This is a genomic window from Nocardioides caeni, assembly GCF_004912195.1.
GTDB lineage: Bacteria > Actinomycetota > Actinomycetes > Propionibacteriales > Nocardioidaceae > Nocardioides > Nocardioides caeni.
Genome location: NZ_STGW01000001.1, coordinates 587,037 through 605,893 on the forward strand (window position 1 = coordinate 587,037; position 18,857 = coordinate 605,893).

An 18,857-nucleotide genomic window follows, 5' to 3' on the forward strand; every position below is an offset into this window, starting at 1 on the left:
CACACTCGACACCAGCCTCAACCACGAACTCATGAACGGAGTCGCCATGTCGGCCCCCCAGGCTCCGCAGGCGGAAACATCAACGGTGCTCGAGGGCATCGTCGCCGGCGTCCTCGAGGACCTCGCCGCCCGCCAGGCGGTCACGACCGAGCTGGACCTGCGGGCCGCGCTCGACGACGTGGCCGCTCCGCTCGACCCGATGCCGGGCTTCCGCGCCGCCGCGTCGAGCGTGATCGCGGAGGTCAAGCGCAAGAGCCCCAGCAAGGGCGAGCTCGCCGACATCCCGGACCCGGCTGCGCTCGCGGCCCAGTACGCCGCCGGCGGTGCCGGCGCCATCAGCGTCCTGACCGAGCGCCGGCGCTTCAACGGCAGCCTCGAGGACCTGCGCGCGGTGCGGTCCGCGGTCGACGTACCGCTGCTCCGCAAGGACTTCATCGTCACCGAGTACCAGTTGCTCGAGGCACGGGCGGCCGGGGCGGACCTGGCGCTGCTGATCGTCGCCTCGCTGCCGGGGGACCAGCTGGCGCGGCTGCACGACTTCGCCCGCGAGCTCGGTCTCACCGTCCTCGTGGAGGTGCACGACGAGGAGGAGACCGAGCGTGCCGTCGAGGTCGGCGCCGAGCTGATCGGCGTCAACGCTCGCAACCTCAAGACCCTCGAGGTCCACCCCGACACCTTCGGCCGCCTGGCCCCGCTGGTCCCCGCGGATCGCGTGCTGGTGGCCGAGTCGGGGATCGGCGGACCGGCGGACGTCCAGCGCTACGTCGACGAGGGCGCCCGCGTCGTGCTCGTCGGCGAGGCCCTGGTCAAGGACGGCGCGCCCCGCGACGCGGTGGCGGCCATGACAGGACTGGTGAAGGGCTGATGGGCACTCCCGAGAGTGGATACGACGCCGACGCCTTCGGGTGGTTCGGCGGTGCGGGTGCCTTCGGTGGCCGGTTCATGCCGGAAGCGCTGATGGCGGCCCTCGAGGAGCTGGACATCGCCTGGCAGAAGGCGATGGTGGATCCGACCTTCATCGCCGAGTTCGAGCGGATGCTGCAGGACTACGCCGGCGTCCCCTCGATGCTCTACGACGCCCAGCGGCTCTCCGAGCGCGCCGGCGCGCGGATCCTCCTCAAGCGTGAGGACCTCAACCACACCGGCGCCCACAAGATCCGCAACGTGCTGGGCCAGGCCCTGCTGACCAAGCGCATGGGCAAGACCCGCGTCATCGCCGAGACCGGAGCCGGACAGCACGGTGTCGCCTCGGCCACCGCTGCGGCCTACCTCGGTCTCGACTGCACGGTCTACATGGGCGAGGTCGACACGGAGCGCCAGGCGCTCAACGTGGCCCGGATGCAGCTGCTCGGCGCGGAGGTCATCCCCGTCACAAGCGGCTCGCGGACGCTCAAGGACGCGATCAACGAGGCGCTGCGTGACTGGGTCGCCAGCGTCGACCACACCGCCTACCTCTTCGGTACGGCGGCCGGCCCGCACCCCTTCCCCAGCCTCGTCCTCTCCTTCGTCCGCGGCATCGGCGACGAGGCGCGCCAGCAGTGCCTGGAGCTGACCGGCGCACTGCCCGACGCCATCGCGGCCTGCGTCGGCGGTGGCTCCAACGCGATCGGCCTGTTCGCCGGCTTCCTCGACGATCCGGAGGTTGACGTCTACGGCTTCGAGGCGGGGGGTGACGGCGTCGAGAGCGGTCGGCACGCGGCGACGATCTTCGCCGGCACGGTCGGCGTCCTCCACGGCGCGCGCACCTACGTCCTGCAGGACGAGGACGGCCAGACCGTCGAGTCGCACTCGATCTCCGCGGGCCTGGACTACCCGGGCGTCGGTCCCCAGCACGCGGCGCTCGCCGCCGGCGGCCGCGCGACCTACCTGCCGGTGACCGACGCCGAGGCCATGGACGCGATGGCCCTGCTCGCCCGCACCGAGGGAATCATCCCGGCCATCGAGTCGGCCCACGCCGTCGCGGGTGCGCTCAAGGTCGCCGAGGAGCGGCCCGGGCAGACCATCCTGGTCAACCTGTCGGGTCGCGGCGACAAGGACATGGGCACGGCGCTGGACTACTTCGGCCTCGGCACGGACGGCAGCACAGGGGAGTCGGAGTGACCCGCAGCAGCCAGACCACCGGAGCGGCGTTCGAGAAGGCGCGCGGTGAGGGGCGCTCCGCCCTCGTCGGCTACCTGCCCGCCGGGTTCCCCGACGTCGACACCAGCATCGCCGCACTGAAGGTGATGGTCGACGCGGGCTGCGACGTCATCGAGATCGGACTGCCCTACAGCGACCCGGTGATGGACGGGCCCACCATCCAGGCCGCCGCGCAGCAGGCGCTCGAGGCCGGCATCCGGATCACCGACGTCCTGCGGGTCGTCGAGGCCGTCGCGGCCACCGGCACGCCGACCCTCGTGATGACCTACTGGAACCCCGTCGAGGCCTATGGTGTCGAGCGCTTCGCCACCGACCTGGCCAACGCCGGGGGAGCGGGCCTCATCACCCCCGACCTGACGCCCGACTTCGCGCCCGAGTGGATCGCCGCGGCCGACGCGCGCGGCCTCGACAAGGTCTTCCTCGTGGCACCGTCGTCGACCGACGAGCGGATCGCGATGACCACGGCCGCCTCGCGCGGCTTCGTCTACGCGACGGGGGTCATGGGCGTGACCGGCACCACGCAGGCCACGGCCGCGGGGGTCGCCCCGCTGATCGCCCGCACCAAGGCACTGAGCCCGAGCGGTGGGGTCGACCTGCCCGTCGGCGTCGGCGTGGGGGTGAGCACCGGCGCGCAGGCGGCGGACCTGGCGGCGTACGCCGACGGCGTGATCGTCGGCTCGGCCTTCGTCCGCACGCTGCTGGACCACCCCGGTGACGCCGCCGCCGGCCTGAAGTCGCTCGGCGCGCTCACCGAGGAGCTCGCCCGAGGCGTCGCGGGGGCCGTGCGTGCCTAGCAAACGGCCGGGCCGCCACGAGCGTCGCCTGACCGCGGCCTCGATGTTGCTCGTCCTGATGGCACTCGTGCTGAGCGGCTGCGGGGAGGAGAGCAGCGGCGAGTTCGTCGGCAACCGCCTCGACCAGCCCTACGACGTGCCCGACATCGCGCTGACCGCGACGGACGGGTCGTCGTACTCCCTGGCGGCCGACACCGACAAGGCGCTCACCCTGGTCTTCTTCGGCTACACCCACTGCCCGGACTACTGTCCGCTGGTGATGAACAACCTGTCCGCGGCGCTCAACCGGCTCGACGAAGGTGAGCGGTCGAAGGTGGACGTCGTCTTCGTGACGACCGATCCGAGCCGTGACGACGAGGCGACGCTGCACGACTACCTCAAGGCCTACGACGCCGGATTCATCGGCCTGACCGGAGACCTCGACGACATCATCGCCCTCGGCGACCCGCTCCACGTCTACGTGAACGACGGCGAGAAGCTGCCCACTGGCGGCTACGACCTCGGCGGGCACTCGACCTTCACCCTGGCGATCAGCAGCGACGACGAGGCCGTCGCCCTGTGGAACCAGGAGACCTCCAGCACCGAGTTCGCCAACGACTTCAGCATCCTCCTCGCCGACGACTGACGAGGATCGAGCCGCCAGACCGTGAAGGACCAGCCGTGACCGTCGACCTCATCATCGCCGCGATCCCCAGCCCCGCCAACGGGGTCTGGGAGCTCGGCCCCTTCCCGGTGCGCGGCTATGCGCTGTGCATCATCCTCGGCATCGTCGCCGCGATCTGGATCGGGGAGCGACGCTGGCAGGCGCGTGGCGGCACCGTCGGCGACGTGCAGGACATCGCGCTGTGGGCCGTCCCCTTCGGGCTGGTCGGGGCCCGCGCCTATCACGTCGCCACCGACTGGAAGAACTACTTCGGTGAGGGTGCCTCGCCCGTGGACGCGCTCTATGTGTGGCACGGCGGCCTCGGCATCTGGGGCGGCATCGGTCTCGGTGCGCTCGGCGCCTGGATCGGTGCGCGCCGCAAGGGCATCCGCTTCCTGCCCTTCCTCGACGCGTTGGCGCCGGGGCTGCTGGTCGCGCAGGCGATCGGCCGCTGGGGCAACTGGTTCAACCAGGAGCTCTATGGCAAGCCCACCGACCTGCCGTGGGGCGTCGAGATCGACCGTGACCACTTCAGCAGCGCCTACGAGCAGCAGCTCATCGACGCCGGCCAGCCGATCCCGGACTTGGCGACCTTCCACCCGACCTTCCTCTACGAGTTCGGCTGGAACCTCGCTGCCTTCGCCCTCATCATCTGGCTCGACCGCCGCTTCCGGATCGGCCATGGCCGCATCATGGCGCTCTACGTCATGGGCTACACGCTGGGACGCGGTTGGATCGAGTACCTGCGCATCGACGACGTGCAGCTCGACGACGTCCTCGGTCTCCGGTTCAACGTGTGGACCTCGATCGTGCTGTTCGTCCTCGCGGCCGCCTACTACCTGTGGTCCAGCCGTCATGCGCCGGGACGCGAGGACGCGGCGTACGTCGAGGGGCGGGAGCCGGCGACCGACGACGCCGACGCCGAGGACGCTGACGCGAACGACCCCGACGTGGTTGAAGATGTGACCAAGGCGGCATCCAGCGACGACGCTGGATGAGCGCGGTGGGTTCACACGGTGGTAACCTGACGCTTCCGCCGCGTGGGCCAGTGTTGTCCCTAGCGCCCCACCTTCTGCGGACCTTCCGGTACGACACTCCCTGAGTCGGCGTCCCGGGCGGCCACAGACGTAGTCGACGGGAGAACCCTGGTGCCCTATTCGCACGCGTTCCCGCCGCCGGAGGGTCTTTACGACCCGCGTCACGAGCACGACGCCTGTGGCGTCGCCTTCGTCGCGACGATGACCGGTGAGGCCAGCCACGACATCGTGGTGAAGGCCCTGACGGCCCTGCGCAACCTGGACCACCGCGGTGCCGCGGGAGCCGAGCCCAACTCGGGCGACGGCGCCGGCATCCTCATGCAGGTCCCGGACGCCTTCCTGCGCGCCGTTGCGGGCGAGGAGGGCATCACGCTCCCGACCGCCGGCACGTACGCCGTCGGCACGGCCTTCCTGCCCGGCGACGAGGACCACGTGGCGAAGACCCGTGGCCGCATCGAGGAGATCGCGGCCGAGGAGGGCCTGACCGTCCTCGGCTGGCGCGAGGTGCCCGTCAACCCGGGCATCCTCGGCACCATGGCGCTCAGCGTCATGCCGACGTTCACGCAGCTGTTCGTGCAGGCCGCCGGCGGTCCCCTGAACGGGATGGACCTGGAGCGTCTCGCCTTCTGCCTGCGCAAGCGCGCCGAGCGTGAGACCGAGGTCTACTTCCCGTCGCTGTCGTCGCGCACGCTCGCCTACAAGGGCATGCTGACGACCGACCAGCTCGACAACTTCTTCCCCGACCTGCTCGACGAGCGGATGGCCTCGGCCATCGGTGTGGTGCACTCGCGCTTCTCCACCAACACGTTCCCGAGCTGGCCGCTGTCGCACCCGTTCCGCTTCATCGCGCACAACGGTGAGATCAACACGGTCAAGGGCAACCGCAACTGGATGCGGGCCCGCGAGGCGCTGCTCGACTCCGACGCCATCCCCGGCGACCTCGAGCGGCTCTATCCCATCTGCACCCCTGAGGCGTCGGACTCCGCGTCCTTCGACGAGGTCCTCGAGCTGCTGCACATGGGCGGGCGCAGCCTGCCCCACGCGGTGCTCATGATGATCCCCGAGGCGTGGGAGAACCACACGGAGATGTCGGAGTCGCGCCGCGACTTCTACAGCTTCCACTCCACGATGATGGAGCCGTGGGACGGCCCGGCCTGCGTCGTCTTCACCGACGGCACCCAGATCGGCGCGGTCCTCGACCGCAACGGTCTGCGCCCCTCCCGCTTCTGGGTCACCGACGACGGCCTGGTCGTCATGGCCTCCGAGGTCGGCGTGCTCGACCTCGACCCCGCCACGATCGTCCGCAAGGGCCGGCTGCAGCCGGGTCGCATGTTCCTCGTCGACACCGAGGAGCACCGGATCATCGAGGACGAGGAGATCAAGGACCAGCTCGCGGGCGAGCACCCCTACGGGGAGTGGCTCCACGCCGGGATGATCCACCTCGACGACGTCCCCGAGCGTGAGCACATCGTGCACACCCACGCCTCGGTGACCCGCCGCCAGCAGATCTTCGGCTACACCGAGGAGGAGCTGCGCGTCATCCTCACCCCGATGGCCAACACCGGGGGCGAGGCCCTCGGCTCGATGGGCACCGACACGCCCATCGCGGCCCTCAGCGAGAAGCCGCGGCTGCTGTTCGACTACTTCAGCCAGCTGTTCGCGCAGGTGACCAACCCGCCGCTGGACGCCCTCCGCGAGGAGCTCGTCACCTCGCTCTACGGCTCCATCGGCCCGGAGTCCAACCTGCTCGAGCCGACCCCGGCCTCCTGCCGCCAGATCGTGCTGCCCTTCCCGGTCATCTCCAACGACGACCTGGCCAAGATCCGGCACATCAACCGCGAGGGCGACCACCCGGGCTTCATCACCCACGTCTCGCGCGGCCTCTACGACGTCCACGGCGGCGGCGCGGCGATGTCGGCGCGGATCGACGAGATCTGCCAGGAGGTGTCGACCGCCATCGCGGACGGGGCCCGGATCATCGTGCTCTCCGACCGGCACTCGACGGCCGACCTCGCGCCGATCCCGTCGCTGCTGCTGACCGGCGCGGTCCACCACCACCTGGTCCGCGAGAAGACCCGCACCCAGGTCGGCCTGCTCATCGAGGCCGGAGACGTCCGCGAGGTCCACCACGTGGCCCTGCTGGTCGGCTACGGCGCTGCCGCGGTCAACCCCTACCTCGCGATGGAGACGGTCGAGGACCTCGCTCGCGAGGGCTACTACGTCAAGACCGACCCCGAGGTCGCGGTCAAGAACCTCATCAAGGCGCTCGGCAAGGGCGTCGTGAAGGTGATGTCCAAGATCGGCGTGAGCACCGTGGCGTCGTACACCGGTGCGCAGATCTTCGAGTGCATCGGCCTGTCGCAGTCGGTGGTCGACCGCTACTTCACCGGCACGACCTCCAAGCTCGGCGGCATCGAGCTCGACGAGGTGGCCAAGGAGGTCGCCCAGCGGCACGCCAAGGCACACCCGCCCGTCGGCATCGCGCCCGCGCACCGCGAGCTCGAGATCGGCGGCGAGTACCAGTGGCGTCGCGAGGGCGAGCCGCACCTGTTCAACCCCGAGACCGGCTTCCGGCTGCAGCACTCGACGCGCACCGGTCGCTACGACATCTTCAAGCAGTACACGCAGGCAGTGGACGACCAGTCCGAGAAGCTGATGACCCTGCGCGGCCTGTTCCGCTTCAAGGACGCCGGAGCGTTCGGCCGCACGCCCATCCCGATCGACGAGGTCGAGCCGGTCTCGGAGATCGTGAAGCGATTCTCGACCGGTGCCATGTCCTACGGGTCCATCTCGCGCGAGGCGCACGAGACCCTGGCGATCGCCATGAACCGGCTGGGCGCCAAGTCCAACACCGGTGAGGGCGGCGAGGACCCGGACCGGCTCTACGACCCGGAGCGTCGCTCGTCGATCAAGCAGGTCGCGTCGGGCCGCTTCGGCGTCACGTCGGAGTACCTCACCAACGCCGACGACATCCAGATCAAGATGGCGCAGGGCGCCAAGCCCGGCGAGGGTGGCCAGCTGCCCGGCAACAAGGTCTATCCGTGGGTGGCCAAGACGCGTCACTCGACGCCGGGTGTGGGCCTCATCAGCCCGCCGCCGCACCACGACATCTACTCGATCGAGGACCTGGCGCAGCTGATCCACGACCTCAAGAACGCCAACCCGTCGGCCCGCGTCCACGTGAAGCTGGTCTCCGAGGTCGGCGTCGGCACGGTCGCTGCCGGTGTGTCCAAGGCGCACGCCGACGTGGTGCTGATCTCCGGTCACGACGGGGGCACGGGCGCGTCCCCACTGACGTCGCTCAAGCACGCGGGCGGACCCTGGGAGCTCGGTCTCGCCGAGACCCAGCAGACGCTGCTGCTCAACGGCCTGCGCGACCGGATCGTCGTGCAGACCGACGGACAGCTCAAGACCGGCCGTGACGTCGTCATCGCGGCGCTGCTCGGCGCCGAGGAGTTCGGCTTCGCGACCGCCCCGCTGGTGGTCTCCGGCTGCATCCTGATGCGGGTCTGCCACCTCGACACGTGCCCCGTCGGCGTCGCCACCCAGAACCCGACCCTGCGGTCGCGTTTCAGCGGCAAGGCCGAGTACGTCGTGAACTTCTTCGAGTTCATCGCCGAGGAGGTCCGCGAGCTGCTCGCCGAGCTCGGCTTCCGGTCGATCGCCGAGGCCGTCGGCCAGGTCGAGACGCTGGACGTCGCCGAGGCCGTCGACCACTGGAAGGCGCAGGGCCTGGACCTCACGCCGATCCTGCACAAGGTCGAGATCGCGGACACGCACTTCCCGGACCAGGACCTGCGCAACACGGGCACCCAGGACCACGGTCTCGAGCGTTCGCTGGACGTCACCGAGATCCTCCCGCTGGCCGCCGCGGCGATCGAGTCGGGGGAGCCGCTGCGCGCCCAACTCGCGATCCGCAACGTCAACCGCACCGTCGGCACGATCCTCGGCCACGAGGTCACCAAGAAGTACGGCGGCGCCGGACTTCCCGACGGGTCGATCGACCTGACGTTCACCGGCTCGGCGGGCCAGTCGTTCGGCGCGTTCGTGCCCGCGGGCATCACGCTGCGCCTCGAGGGCGACGGCAACGACTACGTCGGCAAGGGCCTCTCGGGTGGCCGGATCGTGATCCGGCCCGACCGTGCGGCCACGTTCAGGGCCAACGAGCACATCATCGCGGGCAACACGATCGCCTACGGAGCGACCTCGGGTGAGATCTTCATCCGCGGTGGCGTCGGCGAGCGCTGCTGCGTGCGCAACTCCGGTGCGACGATCGTCACCGAGGGCGTGGGCGACCACGGCTGCGAGTACATGACCGGCGGCCGCGTCGTCGTGCTCGGCAAGACCGGCCGCAACTTCGCGGCCGGCATGTCGGGTGGCATCGCGTGGGTGCTCGACCTCAAGGACTTCAGGGTCAACGGCGAGCTCGTCGACCTGCGTCCGGTGAGCGAGCAGTACGCCGCGGAGCTGCAGGACATCGTGCGCAAGCACTTCGAGGAGACCGGCTCCGAGGTCGCCGAGGCGCTGCTGGCCGACTGGGAGGCCGCACTGCCGCGGTTCACCGAGGTCATGCCGCGCGACTACGCGAAGGTCCTGGCGGTCCAGGCCGAGGCGGAGGCCGAGGGCCTCGACGCCGACGCTGCCGCCAACCGAGTCATGGAGGTGCTGTATGGCTGACCCGAAGGGCTTCCTCAAGAACACCCGTGAGGTGGCCGGACGTCGTCCGGTCGAGGAGCGCGTCAACGACTGGGACGAGGTCTATCCGGGAGGGATCGGCCGCGCCCTGCTGCCGATCATCAACGTCCAGGCCAGCCGCTGCATGGACTGCGGCATCCCGTTCTGCCACTCCGGCTGCCCGCTGGGCAACATCATCCCGGAGTGGAACGACCTGGTCTGGCGCGACGACTGGGAGGGCGCGATCGAGCGCCTGCACGCGACCAACAACTTCCCGGAGTTCACCGGTCGCCTCTGCCCGGCGCCGTGCGAGACCGCCTGCGTGCTCGGCATCAACCAGCCGGCCGTGACGATCAAGAACATCGAGGTCTCGATCATCGACAAGGCCTTCGAGTCCGGCTTCGTGCGGCCGCAGCCGCCGGAGTGGCTCTCGGGCAAGACCGTCGCCGTCATCGGCTCCGGTCCCGCGGGCCTCGCCGCCGCCCAGCAGTTGACCCGCGCCGGCCACACCGTCGCCGTCTATGAGCGGGCCGACAAGCCCGGCGGACTGCTGCGCTACGGCATCCCCGAGTTCAAGATGGAGAAGAAGCACCTCGACAAGCGCCTCGAGCAGATGAAGCGCGAGGGCACGGTGTTCCGCTCCGGCGTCGAGGTGGGCCAGGGCGACCTGACCGGTGACCGCCTGCGCGACCGCTACGACGCGGTCGTCATCGCCACCGGCTCGACGGTCGCCCGCGACCTGCCGGTCCCGGGACGCGAGCTCAAGGGCATCCACCAGGCGATGGAGTTCCTGCCGCAGGCCAACCGCGTCGCGGTCGGCGAGGAGGTCGAGGGCCAGATCCGGGCCGACGGCAAGCACGTCGTCATCATCGGTGGCGGCGACACCGGCGCCGACTGCCTCGGCACCTCCATCCGACAGGGCGCGGCCTCGATCACCCAGCTCGAGATCATGCCCCAGCCGACCGAGGAGCGTCCGACCGGACAGCCGTGGCCGACGTACCCGATGACCTACCGGGTCTCCTCCGCGCACGAGGAGGGCGGCGATCGGGTCTACGCCGTCTCCACCAAGGAGTTCGTCGGCGACGACGACGGCAACGTCCGGGCGCTGCGCCTGGTCGAGGTCGCGTTCGAGGGCGGCAAGCTCGTCGAGCACGAGGGCACGGAGCGGGAGATCCCGGCCGACCTCGTCCTCTTCGCGATGGGCTTCGTCGGTCCCGAGCAGCCCGGCCTGATCGAGCAGCTCGGTGTGGACCTGGACGAGCGCGGCAACGTGAAGCGTGCCAACGACTACGCGACCAACGTCGACGGTGTCTTCGTCGCCGGTGACGCCGGTCGTGGTCAGTCGCTCATCGTCTGGGCGATCGCCGAGGGGCGCTCCGCCGCCGCCGCGGTCGACACGTTCCTGTCGGGCTCGACCCAGCTGCCGGCGCCCATCCCGCCGACGGCCCGCCCGGTCGTGGTCTGACCCGACCAGCCATCGGGCCGCCCCGTCACAGCGCACCACGCCGCACCGGCGCAGACTTCACCTGAAGTTTGCGCCGGTGTCGTGGTTTTGGTCGAAGTGACTCCCGCTAGGCTGCACTCGTGCGAAGAGCAAAGATCGTGTGCACCCTGGGCCCTGCCACCAGCTCCGAGCGGCGCATTCGCGAGCTCGTCTATGCGGGGATGGACGTCGCCCGGCTCAACATGAGCCACGGCAGCCACGAGCAGCACGCCGAGGCCTACCGCCTCGTCCGCGAGGCGTCCGACGCCAGCGGTCACGGCGTCGGCATCCTGGCCGACCTGCAGGGACCGAAGATCCGGCTCGACACGTTCCCCGATGGTCCGGTCACCCTCGCGCGCGGACAGCGCTGGACCATCACGACCCGCGACGTCGCGGGCAATGCGGAGATCTGCGGCACGACCTACAAGGGCCTGCCGGGCGACGTCTCGCCCGGTGACCCGCTGCTCATCGACGACGGCAAGGTGCGCCTGCGGGTGGTCGAGGTGGGCGAGACCGACGTCCTCACCGAGGTCCTCGTCGGGGGCAAGGTCAGCAACCACAAGGGCATCAACCTCCCGGGCGTCGCGGTGTCGGTGCCGGCACTGTCGGACAAGGACGAGGCGGACCTGCGGTTCGCGCTGCGGCTGGGCGTCGACTTCATCGCCCTCAGCTTCGTCCGCAACGCCGCGGATGCCGAGGACGTCCGCGCGATCATGCGCGAAGAGGGCGTCATGGTGCCCGTGATCGCCAAGATCGAGAAGCCGCAGGCGATCGAGAACCTCGACGAGGTCGTGCGCGCCTTCGACGCTTTCATGGTCGCCCGCGGCGACCTCGGCGTGGAGTGTCCGCTGGAGGAGGTGCCCTTCCTGCAGAAGAAGGTCATCGTCGCCGCGCGCCGCAACGCCAAGCCGGTGATCGTGGCGACCCAGATGCTCGAGTCGATGGTGAACAACCCGGCGCCGACGCGCGCCGAGGCCAGCGACGTCGCCAACGCCGTCCTCGACGGCGCCGACGCGGTGATGCTCTCCGGGGAGACCAGCGTGGGGGAGCACCCCGTGCACACCGTCGAGACGATGGCGCGGATCATCGTCGCCACCGAGGGCCACGCGCTCGTCGACGACATGTTCAGCCGGTTCGGGCGCATCGACTGGGACCCGCACACCACCTCGGGCGTGATCACCAAGGCGGCCGAGGAGGTCGCCCAGCGGGTCGGTGCCAAGTACGTCGTCGCGTTCACCCAGTCCGGCGACTCGGCTCGTCGCCTCTCGCGGCTGCGCAGCTCGATCCCGGTGCTCGCCTTCACCCCCGAGGCCCGCTGCCGCTCGCAGCTCGCCGTCACCTGGGGTGTCGAGGCCTTCAAGACCTCGACGGTCGAGCACACCGACGAGATGGTCCGCCAGGTCGACGAGGAGCTGCTCAAGATCGGGCGGGTCCAGGAAGGTGACCTGGTGGTCATCGTCGCCGGCAGCCCGCCCGGCATCCCCGGGTCGACCAACGCGCTGCGCGTGCACCGGATGGGCGACGCGATCAACGAGGTCGCACCCGCCTACCGACGCAAGAGCTGATGGGTGCCGAGTGTGGGATTCGAACCCACATGCCCTTGCGGACAACGCTTTTTGAGAGCGCCGCGTATACCGTTCCGCCAACCCGGCCAAGTTTGATGGAAACGGTAGCCGAGGCGGCACCCGGCGCAGCAACCGGGCGGCCCGATAGCCTTGTCCCGTGACCGAGACTGCCCCGACCCCGTCGACCACGCCGCGGACCGTGGTGATCGCGGAGGACGAGACCCTCATCCGGATGGACCTCGCCGAGATGCTCGTCGAGGAGGGCTACGACGTCGTCGGTCAGGCGGGCGACGGCCAGAAGGCCATCGAGCTGGCCGAGGAGCTGCGCCCCGACCTCGTCATCCTCGACGTCAAGATGCCGGTGCTGGACGGCATCGCGGCGGCGGAGGCGATCGCGGGCAAGCGGATCGCGCCCGTGGTGATGCTGACGGCCTTCTCCCAGCGCGACCTGGTGGAGCGGGCCCGTGAGGCCGGCGCGATGTCCTACCTCGTCAAGCCGTTCTCCCAGGGCGACCTGCTGCCGGCGATCGAGATGGCAGTGAGCCGGTTCGCCGAGATCGCGCAGCTCGAGGCCGAGGTGACCGATCTCAAGGACCGGCTGGAGACGCGCAAGGCGGTCGACCGGGCCAAGGGCATCCTGCAGGAGACGCTGTCGCTGAGCGAGGCCGACGCCTTCCGGTGGATCCAGAAGACCGCGATGGACCTGCGCATGTCGATGCGCGAGGTCGCCGAGGGCGTCGTGGCCCACGGGGTGCCGGGCGCCAACTGAGTCCGCCACGTCACGATTGTGTGTCGGCGGCGCCGGGGGACCCCGTCGAGGGTTGCTCGTGCATAGACTGCCGTTTGCTTCCGCGTCGGGTGAGGCGATGCGATCGTGACGAACAGGAGTTGGCCGAGTGGTTCATCGTCGTTGGTGGGCGCTGCTGTTGGCGGGGGTGATCCTGCTCCTGCTGTCCCCGGCCGCGGCCCACGCGGACGAGACGGCGGAGCCCACGGACTCCCCGTCGTCGGGCAGCGCCACGCAGTCCCCGTCCGAGAGTGTGTCGCCGACCGACACGGCGTCCGACGACCCGGTGGTGCCCTCGGGCCCGGGGATCGGGATCACGCTGGTCAACAGCTCCGACAAGAGCGACGAGCACCCCAAGGGTGCGCCGATGGAGGGCGTGACGCTCACGGTCCTCGACAGCTCCGGCAACGAGGTCGGGGAGGGCGTGACCGACGCCGAGGGCATGGCGTTCGTCCCGGTCGAGGAGCTCGACACCTACACGGTGCGGCTCGACGAGGACACCCTGCCCGACGGCATCAACCTCAACGGCAGCAACGAGTCGCAGCCGATCCAGATGCGACTGCTGACCACCACGTTCGTCGACTTCCCGATCGGTGCCACGAAGGGCGAGACCGCGTCCTTCGGTGACAAGTTCGTGGCGAGCATGCTCTCGGGCATCAAGTTCGGCCTCATCGTCGCGCTGGCAGCCCTGGGGCTGTCGCTGATCTTCGGTACGACGGGCCTGACGAACTTCGCGCACGGCGAGCTGATCACGCTCGGCGGACTGTTCACCTACTTCGCCAACCGCGAGCTCGGCCTGTCCGTCCTGCTCGCCGGACTGGTCGCGGTGGCGCTCTCCGCGGGGTTCGGCTGGACGCAGGATCGCGCCCTCTGGCGCCCCTTGCGCCGCCGGGGCACCGGCCTGATCGCGATGATGATCGTGTCGATCGGCTTCGGTCTCTTCCTCCGCAGCGTCTATCAGTACTTCTTCGGCAGCTCGACCCGGTCGCTGTCCGAATACACCAACCAGGAGCGGCGCGACTACGGGCTCTTCAAGCTCGCCGACAAGGAGGTCGCGATCATGCTGATCGCGCTCGTCGCGATCGCCCTGGTCTGCGTCGCCATGGCCAAGACCCGCATGGGCAAGGCGATGCGCGCGGTCTCCGACAACCCGGCGCTGGCGGCGTCGTCCGGCATGAGGGTCGACGGCGTGATCCGGATGGCGTGGATCCTCGGCACCGCGCTGAGCGGCCTCGCCGGCGCCCTGCTCGCCGTCAACAGTCAGGTCAACTTCCTGATGGGCTTCAAGCTGTTGCTGCTGGTGTTCGCCGCCGTCACCCTCGGTGGCCTCGGCACCATCTGGGGCGCGTTGTTCGGCTCGATGGTCATCGGCATCATGGTCGAGGCCGGGCCGCTCTTCGGAGTGCCGTCGTCGATCAAGGAGGTCGGCGCGCTCGTCGTCCTCATCCTCATCCTCTTGATCAGGCCACAGGGCATCCTGGGCCGACGCGAGCGGATCGGCTGAGGGGGCAGCATGGACATCATCGAGATCCTTCGGACCGCGCTCAGCCAGGCGCTCGGTCCCACGGCCATCGTCTTCGCGCTGGCCGCCATCGGCCTCAACATCCACTTCGGCTACACCGGCCTGCTCAACTTCGGTCAGGCCGGCTTCATGGCCGTCGGCGCCTACGGCCTGGCCGTCACCGTGGTGATCATGGACCTGCCGTTCTGGCTCGGCATCGGCATGGCGTTCCTGATGCCGCTGCTGCTCGCCATCGTGCTCGGCTTCCCGACACTGCGGCTACGCGCCGACTACCTGGCCATCGCGACGATCGCGATGGCAGAGATCCTGCGCCTCATCTTCGGCTCGGTCGAGATGAAGGAGTCGTTCGGCGGGTCCAACGGGCTGACCGGCTACTCCAAGCCCTACAAGGACCTCAATCCCTACGACGGCGGCCTCGACCTGGGCATCATCCGGTTCAGCCGCGACGACCTCTGGTCGGTGACCGTCGGCTGGACCCTGGTCGCGCTGGGCTGCCTGCTGGTGTGGGCGCTGATGCGCAGCCCGTGGGGACGCCTGCTGCGCTCGATCCGTGAGGACGAGGACGCGGTCCGCTCGCTGGGCAAGAACGTCTTCGCCTACAAGATGCAGGCCCTCATCCTCGGCGGCCTGTTCGGCGGCCTGGCCGGTCTCTTCCACGCGCTGAAGCAGTCGTCGGTGGTGCCGAGCGACTACTCGACCAACATCACGTTCTTCGCCTACACGGCGCTGCTCATCGGCGGCGCGGCACGGGTGCTGGGACCGGTCGTCGGCGCGATCATCTTCTGGTTCCTGGTCGCCGGCCTCGGCAGCATCTTCAGCCAGGCGACCGAGGGCTCCGACCCGCTGCTGCCGACCTGGCTGATGGACGGCACCCAGGCCAGCCTGATCCGGTTCATCGTGACCGGCCTGGGTCTCATGCTGCTGATGATCTATCGACCACAGGGGATCTTCGGCGACCGGAGGGAGATCGCGATCGATGGACGCTGACGCAATGGACAAGACACTGGGCGGCTCGACGGGCCTCACCGCGACGGCAGGGCCCGACCTGTCGGCGGTGCCCGCGGAGCCGGGCGCCTCGAAGCCCGACGCGATCGTCGTCGGCGACGGGATCACCCGCCGCTTCGGCGGTCTCACCGCCGTCGACGTGGCGCACATCGAGATCCCGCGCGGTGCGATCACGGCGCTGATCGGCCCCAACGGCGCCGGCAAGACGACACTGTTCAACCTGCTGACCGGCTTCGACGTCGCCGACGCGGGCACGTGGTCGTTCAACGGCCAACCCCTGCAGAAGGTCGCGGCCTACAAGGTCGCGCGGCGCGGCATGGTGCGCACGTTCCAGCTGACCAAGGTGCTCTCCAAGCTCACCGTCATCGAGAACATGCGTCTCGGCGCGACCGGTCAGCGTGGCGAGCGGTTCTGGTCCGCCCCGTTCCGCGCGCTGTGGAGCGCCCAGGAGGACGAGATCACCGCGCGCGCCGACGAGCTGCTGGCGCGCTTCAAGCTCGACGCCAAGCGCGAGGACTTCGCCGGGTCGCTCTCGGGCGGACAGCGCAAGTTGCTCGAGATGGCCCGCGCCCTCATGGTGGATCCCGAGCTGATCATGCTGGACGAGCCGATGGCGGGCGTGAACCCCGCGCTCAAGCAGTCGCTGCTCGGCCACGTGAAGTCGCTGCGCGACGAGGGCCGCACGGTGCTCTTCGTGGAGCACGACATGGACATGGTCCGCGACATCTCCGACTGGGTCATCGTCATGGCGCAGGGCTCGATCGTCTCGGAGGGCACGCCCGACGCGGTGATGTCGGACCCGCGGGTCATCGACGCCTACCTCGGCGCCCACCACGACGCCGACCTCAGCGAGCTCGACGAGGCGGCGCTGGAGGCGGCCGTGGAGGCCGAGATCGAGGCCATCGAGGCAGGGGAGAACTGATGAGCGAGAGCACCGTCAACGACGCGCACACGGCGCACCTGGCCGCGGCCGAGGGTGCGATCCTGCGCGCCGACAACGTGGTCGCCGGCTACCTGCCGGGTGTCAACATCCTCAACGGGGCCGACCTCTACGCCCAGGAGGGTGAGCTGGTCGGCATCATCGGCCCCAACGGCGCGGGCAAGTCGACGCTCCTCAAGGCGATGTTCGGCCTGGTGAAGGTGCACAGCGGATCGGTCGTGCTGGGCGGCCAGGAGGTCGCCAACAAGCGCGCCGACGAGCTGGTCGCCCGCGGCATCGGCTTCGTGCCCCAGACCAACAACGTCTTCCCGAGCCTGACGATCGAGGAGAACCTCGAGATGGGCTGCTACCAGGACCCCAAGCGGTTCGCGGAGCGGTTCGCGTTCGTCACCGACCTGTTCCCGACGCTGGGCACCCGCCGCAAGCAGCGGGCCGGTTCCCTGTCCGGCGGAGAGCGGCAGATGGTCGCCATGGGCCGGGCCCTGATGATGAACCCGTCGGTGCTGCTGCTCGACGAGCCGTCCGCCGGCCTGTCGCCCGTCATGCAGGACGAGGTGTTCGTGCAGACCCGGCACATCAACAAGGCGGGCGTCACGGTCGTCATGGTCGAGCAGAACGCTCGTCGCTGCCTCCAGATCTGCGACCGCGGCTACGTGCTCGACCAGGGGCGCAGCGCCTACACCGGCACCGGCAAGTCGTTGGCCGACGACCCCAAGGTCATCGAGCTCTACCTCGGCACCCTCGGCAAGGCCGGCTGAGCCCGCTGCCAACGACGAAGGCCCCGGAGCGAGCTCCGGGGCCTTCGTCGTGCTGTGCGTCAGATCAGATCTGACCGGCGATGTACTCCACCGGCGAGATCCGGTTCTCACCGTCGTACTCGTAGATGCCGATCGAGGCGGCGGTCGGCGAACCGGTGTCACCCATGTCGATCGGACCGGAGAGTCCGTCGTAGTCGATGTCGGCACCATCGGCGAGCAGGTCGGCGCACGCCTTGAACTCCGTGCACTTCTCACCACCCTCGGTGACCTCGACGATCTTCGTCGCGATGGCGTCACCGGCGTCGCTGCCGGCCGCGATCGCGGCGAGGGCGGACACGACGACCGCGTCGTAGGCCTCTGCGGAGTAGGTGAAGTCCTTGAGCTTCGGGTTCACCTCGAGCAGACGGTCGCGGAAGTCCTTGGCAGCCTCGGCGCCCGGGATGGTGCCCTTGGTGCCCTCGAGCGTGCCCGGGGGCAGCGGCGCGGAGGCGTCGTCGGCGTAGCTGGCCGTGTTGCCGTCGACGAAGTACGTCGGCAGGTCCTGCGGGCCGGCACCGGCGGCGATCAGCTGCGGGATGATCGAGGTGGTCTCCTCGAACGCGATGAGGACCACCGCGTCGGCACCCGCACCCGAGACCTCCTGGACCTGGGAGTCGAAGGACTGCGCCTTCTCGCCGTAGAACACGGTCGTGGCGACGGCCGAGCCCTGCGCCTCCAGGTTCTTCTTGACCTCGGCGGCCAGGGTCTCGCCGTAGGCGTCCTGACGGGCCATGATCGCGACGTTCTTGCGACCGTCCTGGACCAGCAGGTTCGCCAGCACGGCGCCCTGGAGGATGTCCGAGGGGGCGGTGCGGAAGTAGTTGTCGGCGCCGGCGTAGTCGCCCTCGTCGAACGCCGTCGAGGTGTTCGCGGGGGAGAACATCACGGCACCCTCGGACATGATCTTGTCGATCACGGTGAGGGAGACACCCGAGGAGGCGGCACCGACGACGACGTCGGAGCCGGCGTCGAGGAGCTTGTCGGTCTCGGCCGGGGCGATGCCGGAGTCGGTGTCGCCGGAGTCGCCGCGGACGTGCACGACGTCCTTGCCGAGCACACCGCCGGCGGCGTTGATGTCCTTGACGGCCAGGTCGACGCCCGCGAACTCGGGCGGGCCGAGGAAGGCCAGGCTGCCGGTCTGCGGCAGGAGCGAGCCGAACGTCAGGGTGCCGTCACCCTCGGCAACGGGTGCGTCGGAGCTGGGGGAGTCGCTCGACGTCGTCTTGTCGCCCGAGTCGTTGTCGTCGCCGTCCTCGCTGCCACAGCCCGCGAGCACGAGTGCACTCGTCGTGGCGATGGCGGCCAGGCGCATCATGGTGGTCATCCGCTTCATGGGTCCTCCGGATCTTGCGGAAGCTGGTCCCTGCCCACGGAGCGGGCATTGCCAGCACCCTAGTGTCCGGAACGCGACTTGGGACACAGTTGTGCGGGTCGAGCGCCGATGTGCCCGAACCGTAACAATTGCGGGTCA

The 18,857-nt window shown here is 69.6% G+C and carries 14 protein-coding genes and 1 tRNA gene; 13 read left to right on the forward strand and 2 right to left on the reverse strand.

What is annotated here, in order from left to right; genetic code table 11:
• Positions 1-46: 46 nt before the first annotated feature.
• The 8 genes from trpC (at position 47) to pyk (ending at position 12,335) form a co-directional block, all read left to right on the forward strand.
• A complete protein-coding gene (gene trpC / locus E9934_RS02915; RefSeq protein WP_136561291.1) occupies positions 47-865 on the forward strand; it encodes an indole-3-glycerol phosphate synthase TrpC in 819 nt (272 codons plus the stop codon).
• Positions 865-2,100 carry a tryptophan synthase subunit beta gene (trpB, locus tag E9934_RS02920; protein WP_136561292.1) on the forward strand — a complete coding sequence of 412 codons (1,236 nt, stop codon included), beginning with the start codon at positions 865-867 and terminating at the stop codon, positions 2,098-2,100. Before trpC ends, trpB begins: the two co-directional genes overlap by 1 nt.
• Entirely contained in the window at positions 2,097-2,933 is an 837-nt protein-coding gene (trpA, locus tag E9934_RS02925) for a tryptophan synthase subunit alpha (RefSeq protein ID WP_136561293.1), read from the forward strand. Before trpB ends, trpA begins: the two co-directional genes overlap by 4 nt.
• 43 nt (positions 2,934-2,976) lie before the next feature.
• A complete protein-coding gene (locus E9934_RS02930) occupies positions 2,977-3,558 on the forward strand; it encodes an SCO family protein (protein ID WP_136561294.1) in 582 nt (193 codons plus the stop codon).
• 35 nt (positions 3,559-3,593) lie between these two features.
• Positions 3,594-4,574 carry a prolipoprotein diacylglyceryl transferase gene (gene lgt, locus E9934_RS02935; protein ID WP_136561295.1) on the forward strand — a complete coding sequence of 327 codons (981 nt, stop codon included), beginning with the start codon at positions 3,594-3,596 and terminating at the stop codon, positions 4,572-4,574.
• Positions 4,575-4,724: 150 nt separating this feature from the next.
• Positions 4,725-9,290 carry a glutamate synthase large subunit gene (gltB, locus tag E9934_RS02940; protein ID WP_136561296.1) on the forward strand — a complete coding sequence of 1,522 codons (4,566 nt, stop codon included), beginning with the start codon at positions 4,725-4,727 and terminating at the stop codon, positions 9,288-9,290.
• The gene (locus tag E9934_RS02945) at positions 9,283-10,752 is read left to right on the forward strand and encodes a glutamate synthase subunit beta (RefSeq protein ID WP_136561297.1); all 1,470 of its coding nucleotides are present in this window, start codon (positions 9,283-9,285) and stop codon (positions 10,750-10,752) included. Before gltB ends, E9934_RS02945 begins: the two co-directional genes overlap by 8 nt.
• 119 nt (positions 10,753-10,871) lie before the next feature.
• The gene (pyk, locus tag E9934_RS02950; protein ID WP_136561298.1) at positions 10,872-12,335 is read left to right on the forward strand and encodes a pyruvate kinase; all 1,464 of its coding nucleotides are present in this window, start codon (positions 10,872-10,874) and stop codon (positions 12,333-12,335) included.
• A 4-nt stretch (positions 12,336-12,339) separates the two neighbouring features.
• Here the strand turns inward: pyk and E9934_RS02955 are convergent.
• Positions 12,340-12,422, reverse strand: a tRNA-Leu gene (locus tag E9934_RS02955).
• A gap of 70 nt (positions 12,423-12,492) precedes the next feature.
• Between E9934_RS02955 and E9934_RS02960 the strand changes: the two genes are divergently transcribed.
• The 5 genes from E9934_RS02960 (at position 12,493) to E9934_RS02980 (ending at position 17,347) form a co-directional block, all read left to right on the forward strand.
• Positions 12,493-13,104, forward strand: coding sequence for an ANTAR domain-containing response regulator (locus tag E9934_RS02960; RefSeq protein WP_136561299.1), 612 nt, complete (start codon positions 12,493-12,495; stop codon positions 13,102-13,104).
• Between the two features lie 127 nt (positions 13,105-13,231).
• Positions 13,232-14,626 (forward strand): ABC transporter permease subunit, encoded by a 1,395-nt coding sequence (locus E9934_RS02965; RefSeq protein WP_136561300.1) that lies wholly within the window; start codon positions 13,232-13,234, stop codon positions 14,624-14,626.
• 9 nt (positions 14,627-14,635) lie between these two features.
• Positions 14,636-15,631 carry a branched-chain amino acid ABC transporter permease gene (locus E9934_RS02970; RefSeq protein WP_136561301.1) on the forward strand — a complete coding sequence of 332 codons (996 nt, stop codon included), beginning with the start codon at positions 14,636-14,638 and terminating at the stop codon, positions 15,629-15,631.
• A 4-nt stretch (positions 15,632-15,635) separates the two neighbouring features.
• Positions 15,636-16,571, forward strand: coding sequence for an ABC transporter ATP-binding protein (locus E9934_RS02975; protein WP_238694718.1), 936 nt, complete (start codon positions 15,636-15,638; stop codon positions 16,569-16,571).
• Positions 16,571-17,347, forward strand: a complete 777-nt coding sequence (locus E9934_RS02980; protein WP_136561303.1) for an ABC transporter ATP-binding protein — start codon at positions 16,571-16,573, stop codon at positions 17,345-17,347. The genes E9934_RS02975 and E9934_RS02980 overlap by 1 nt, the downstream gene beginning before the upstream one ends.
• 64 nt (positions 17,348-17,411) lie before the next feature.
• On the opposite strand, the gene E9934_RS02985 is transcribed toward E9934_RS02980, so the two are convergent.
• Complete coding sequence (locus tag E9934_RS02985; protein WP_238694719.1) at positions 17,412-18,710, reverse strand: ABC transporter substrate-binding protein; 1,299 nt, start codon at positions 18,708-18,710, stop codon at positions 17,412-17,414.
• Positions 18,711-18,857: the final 147 nt, after the last annotated feature.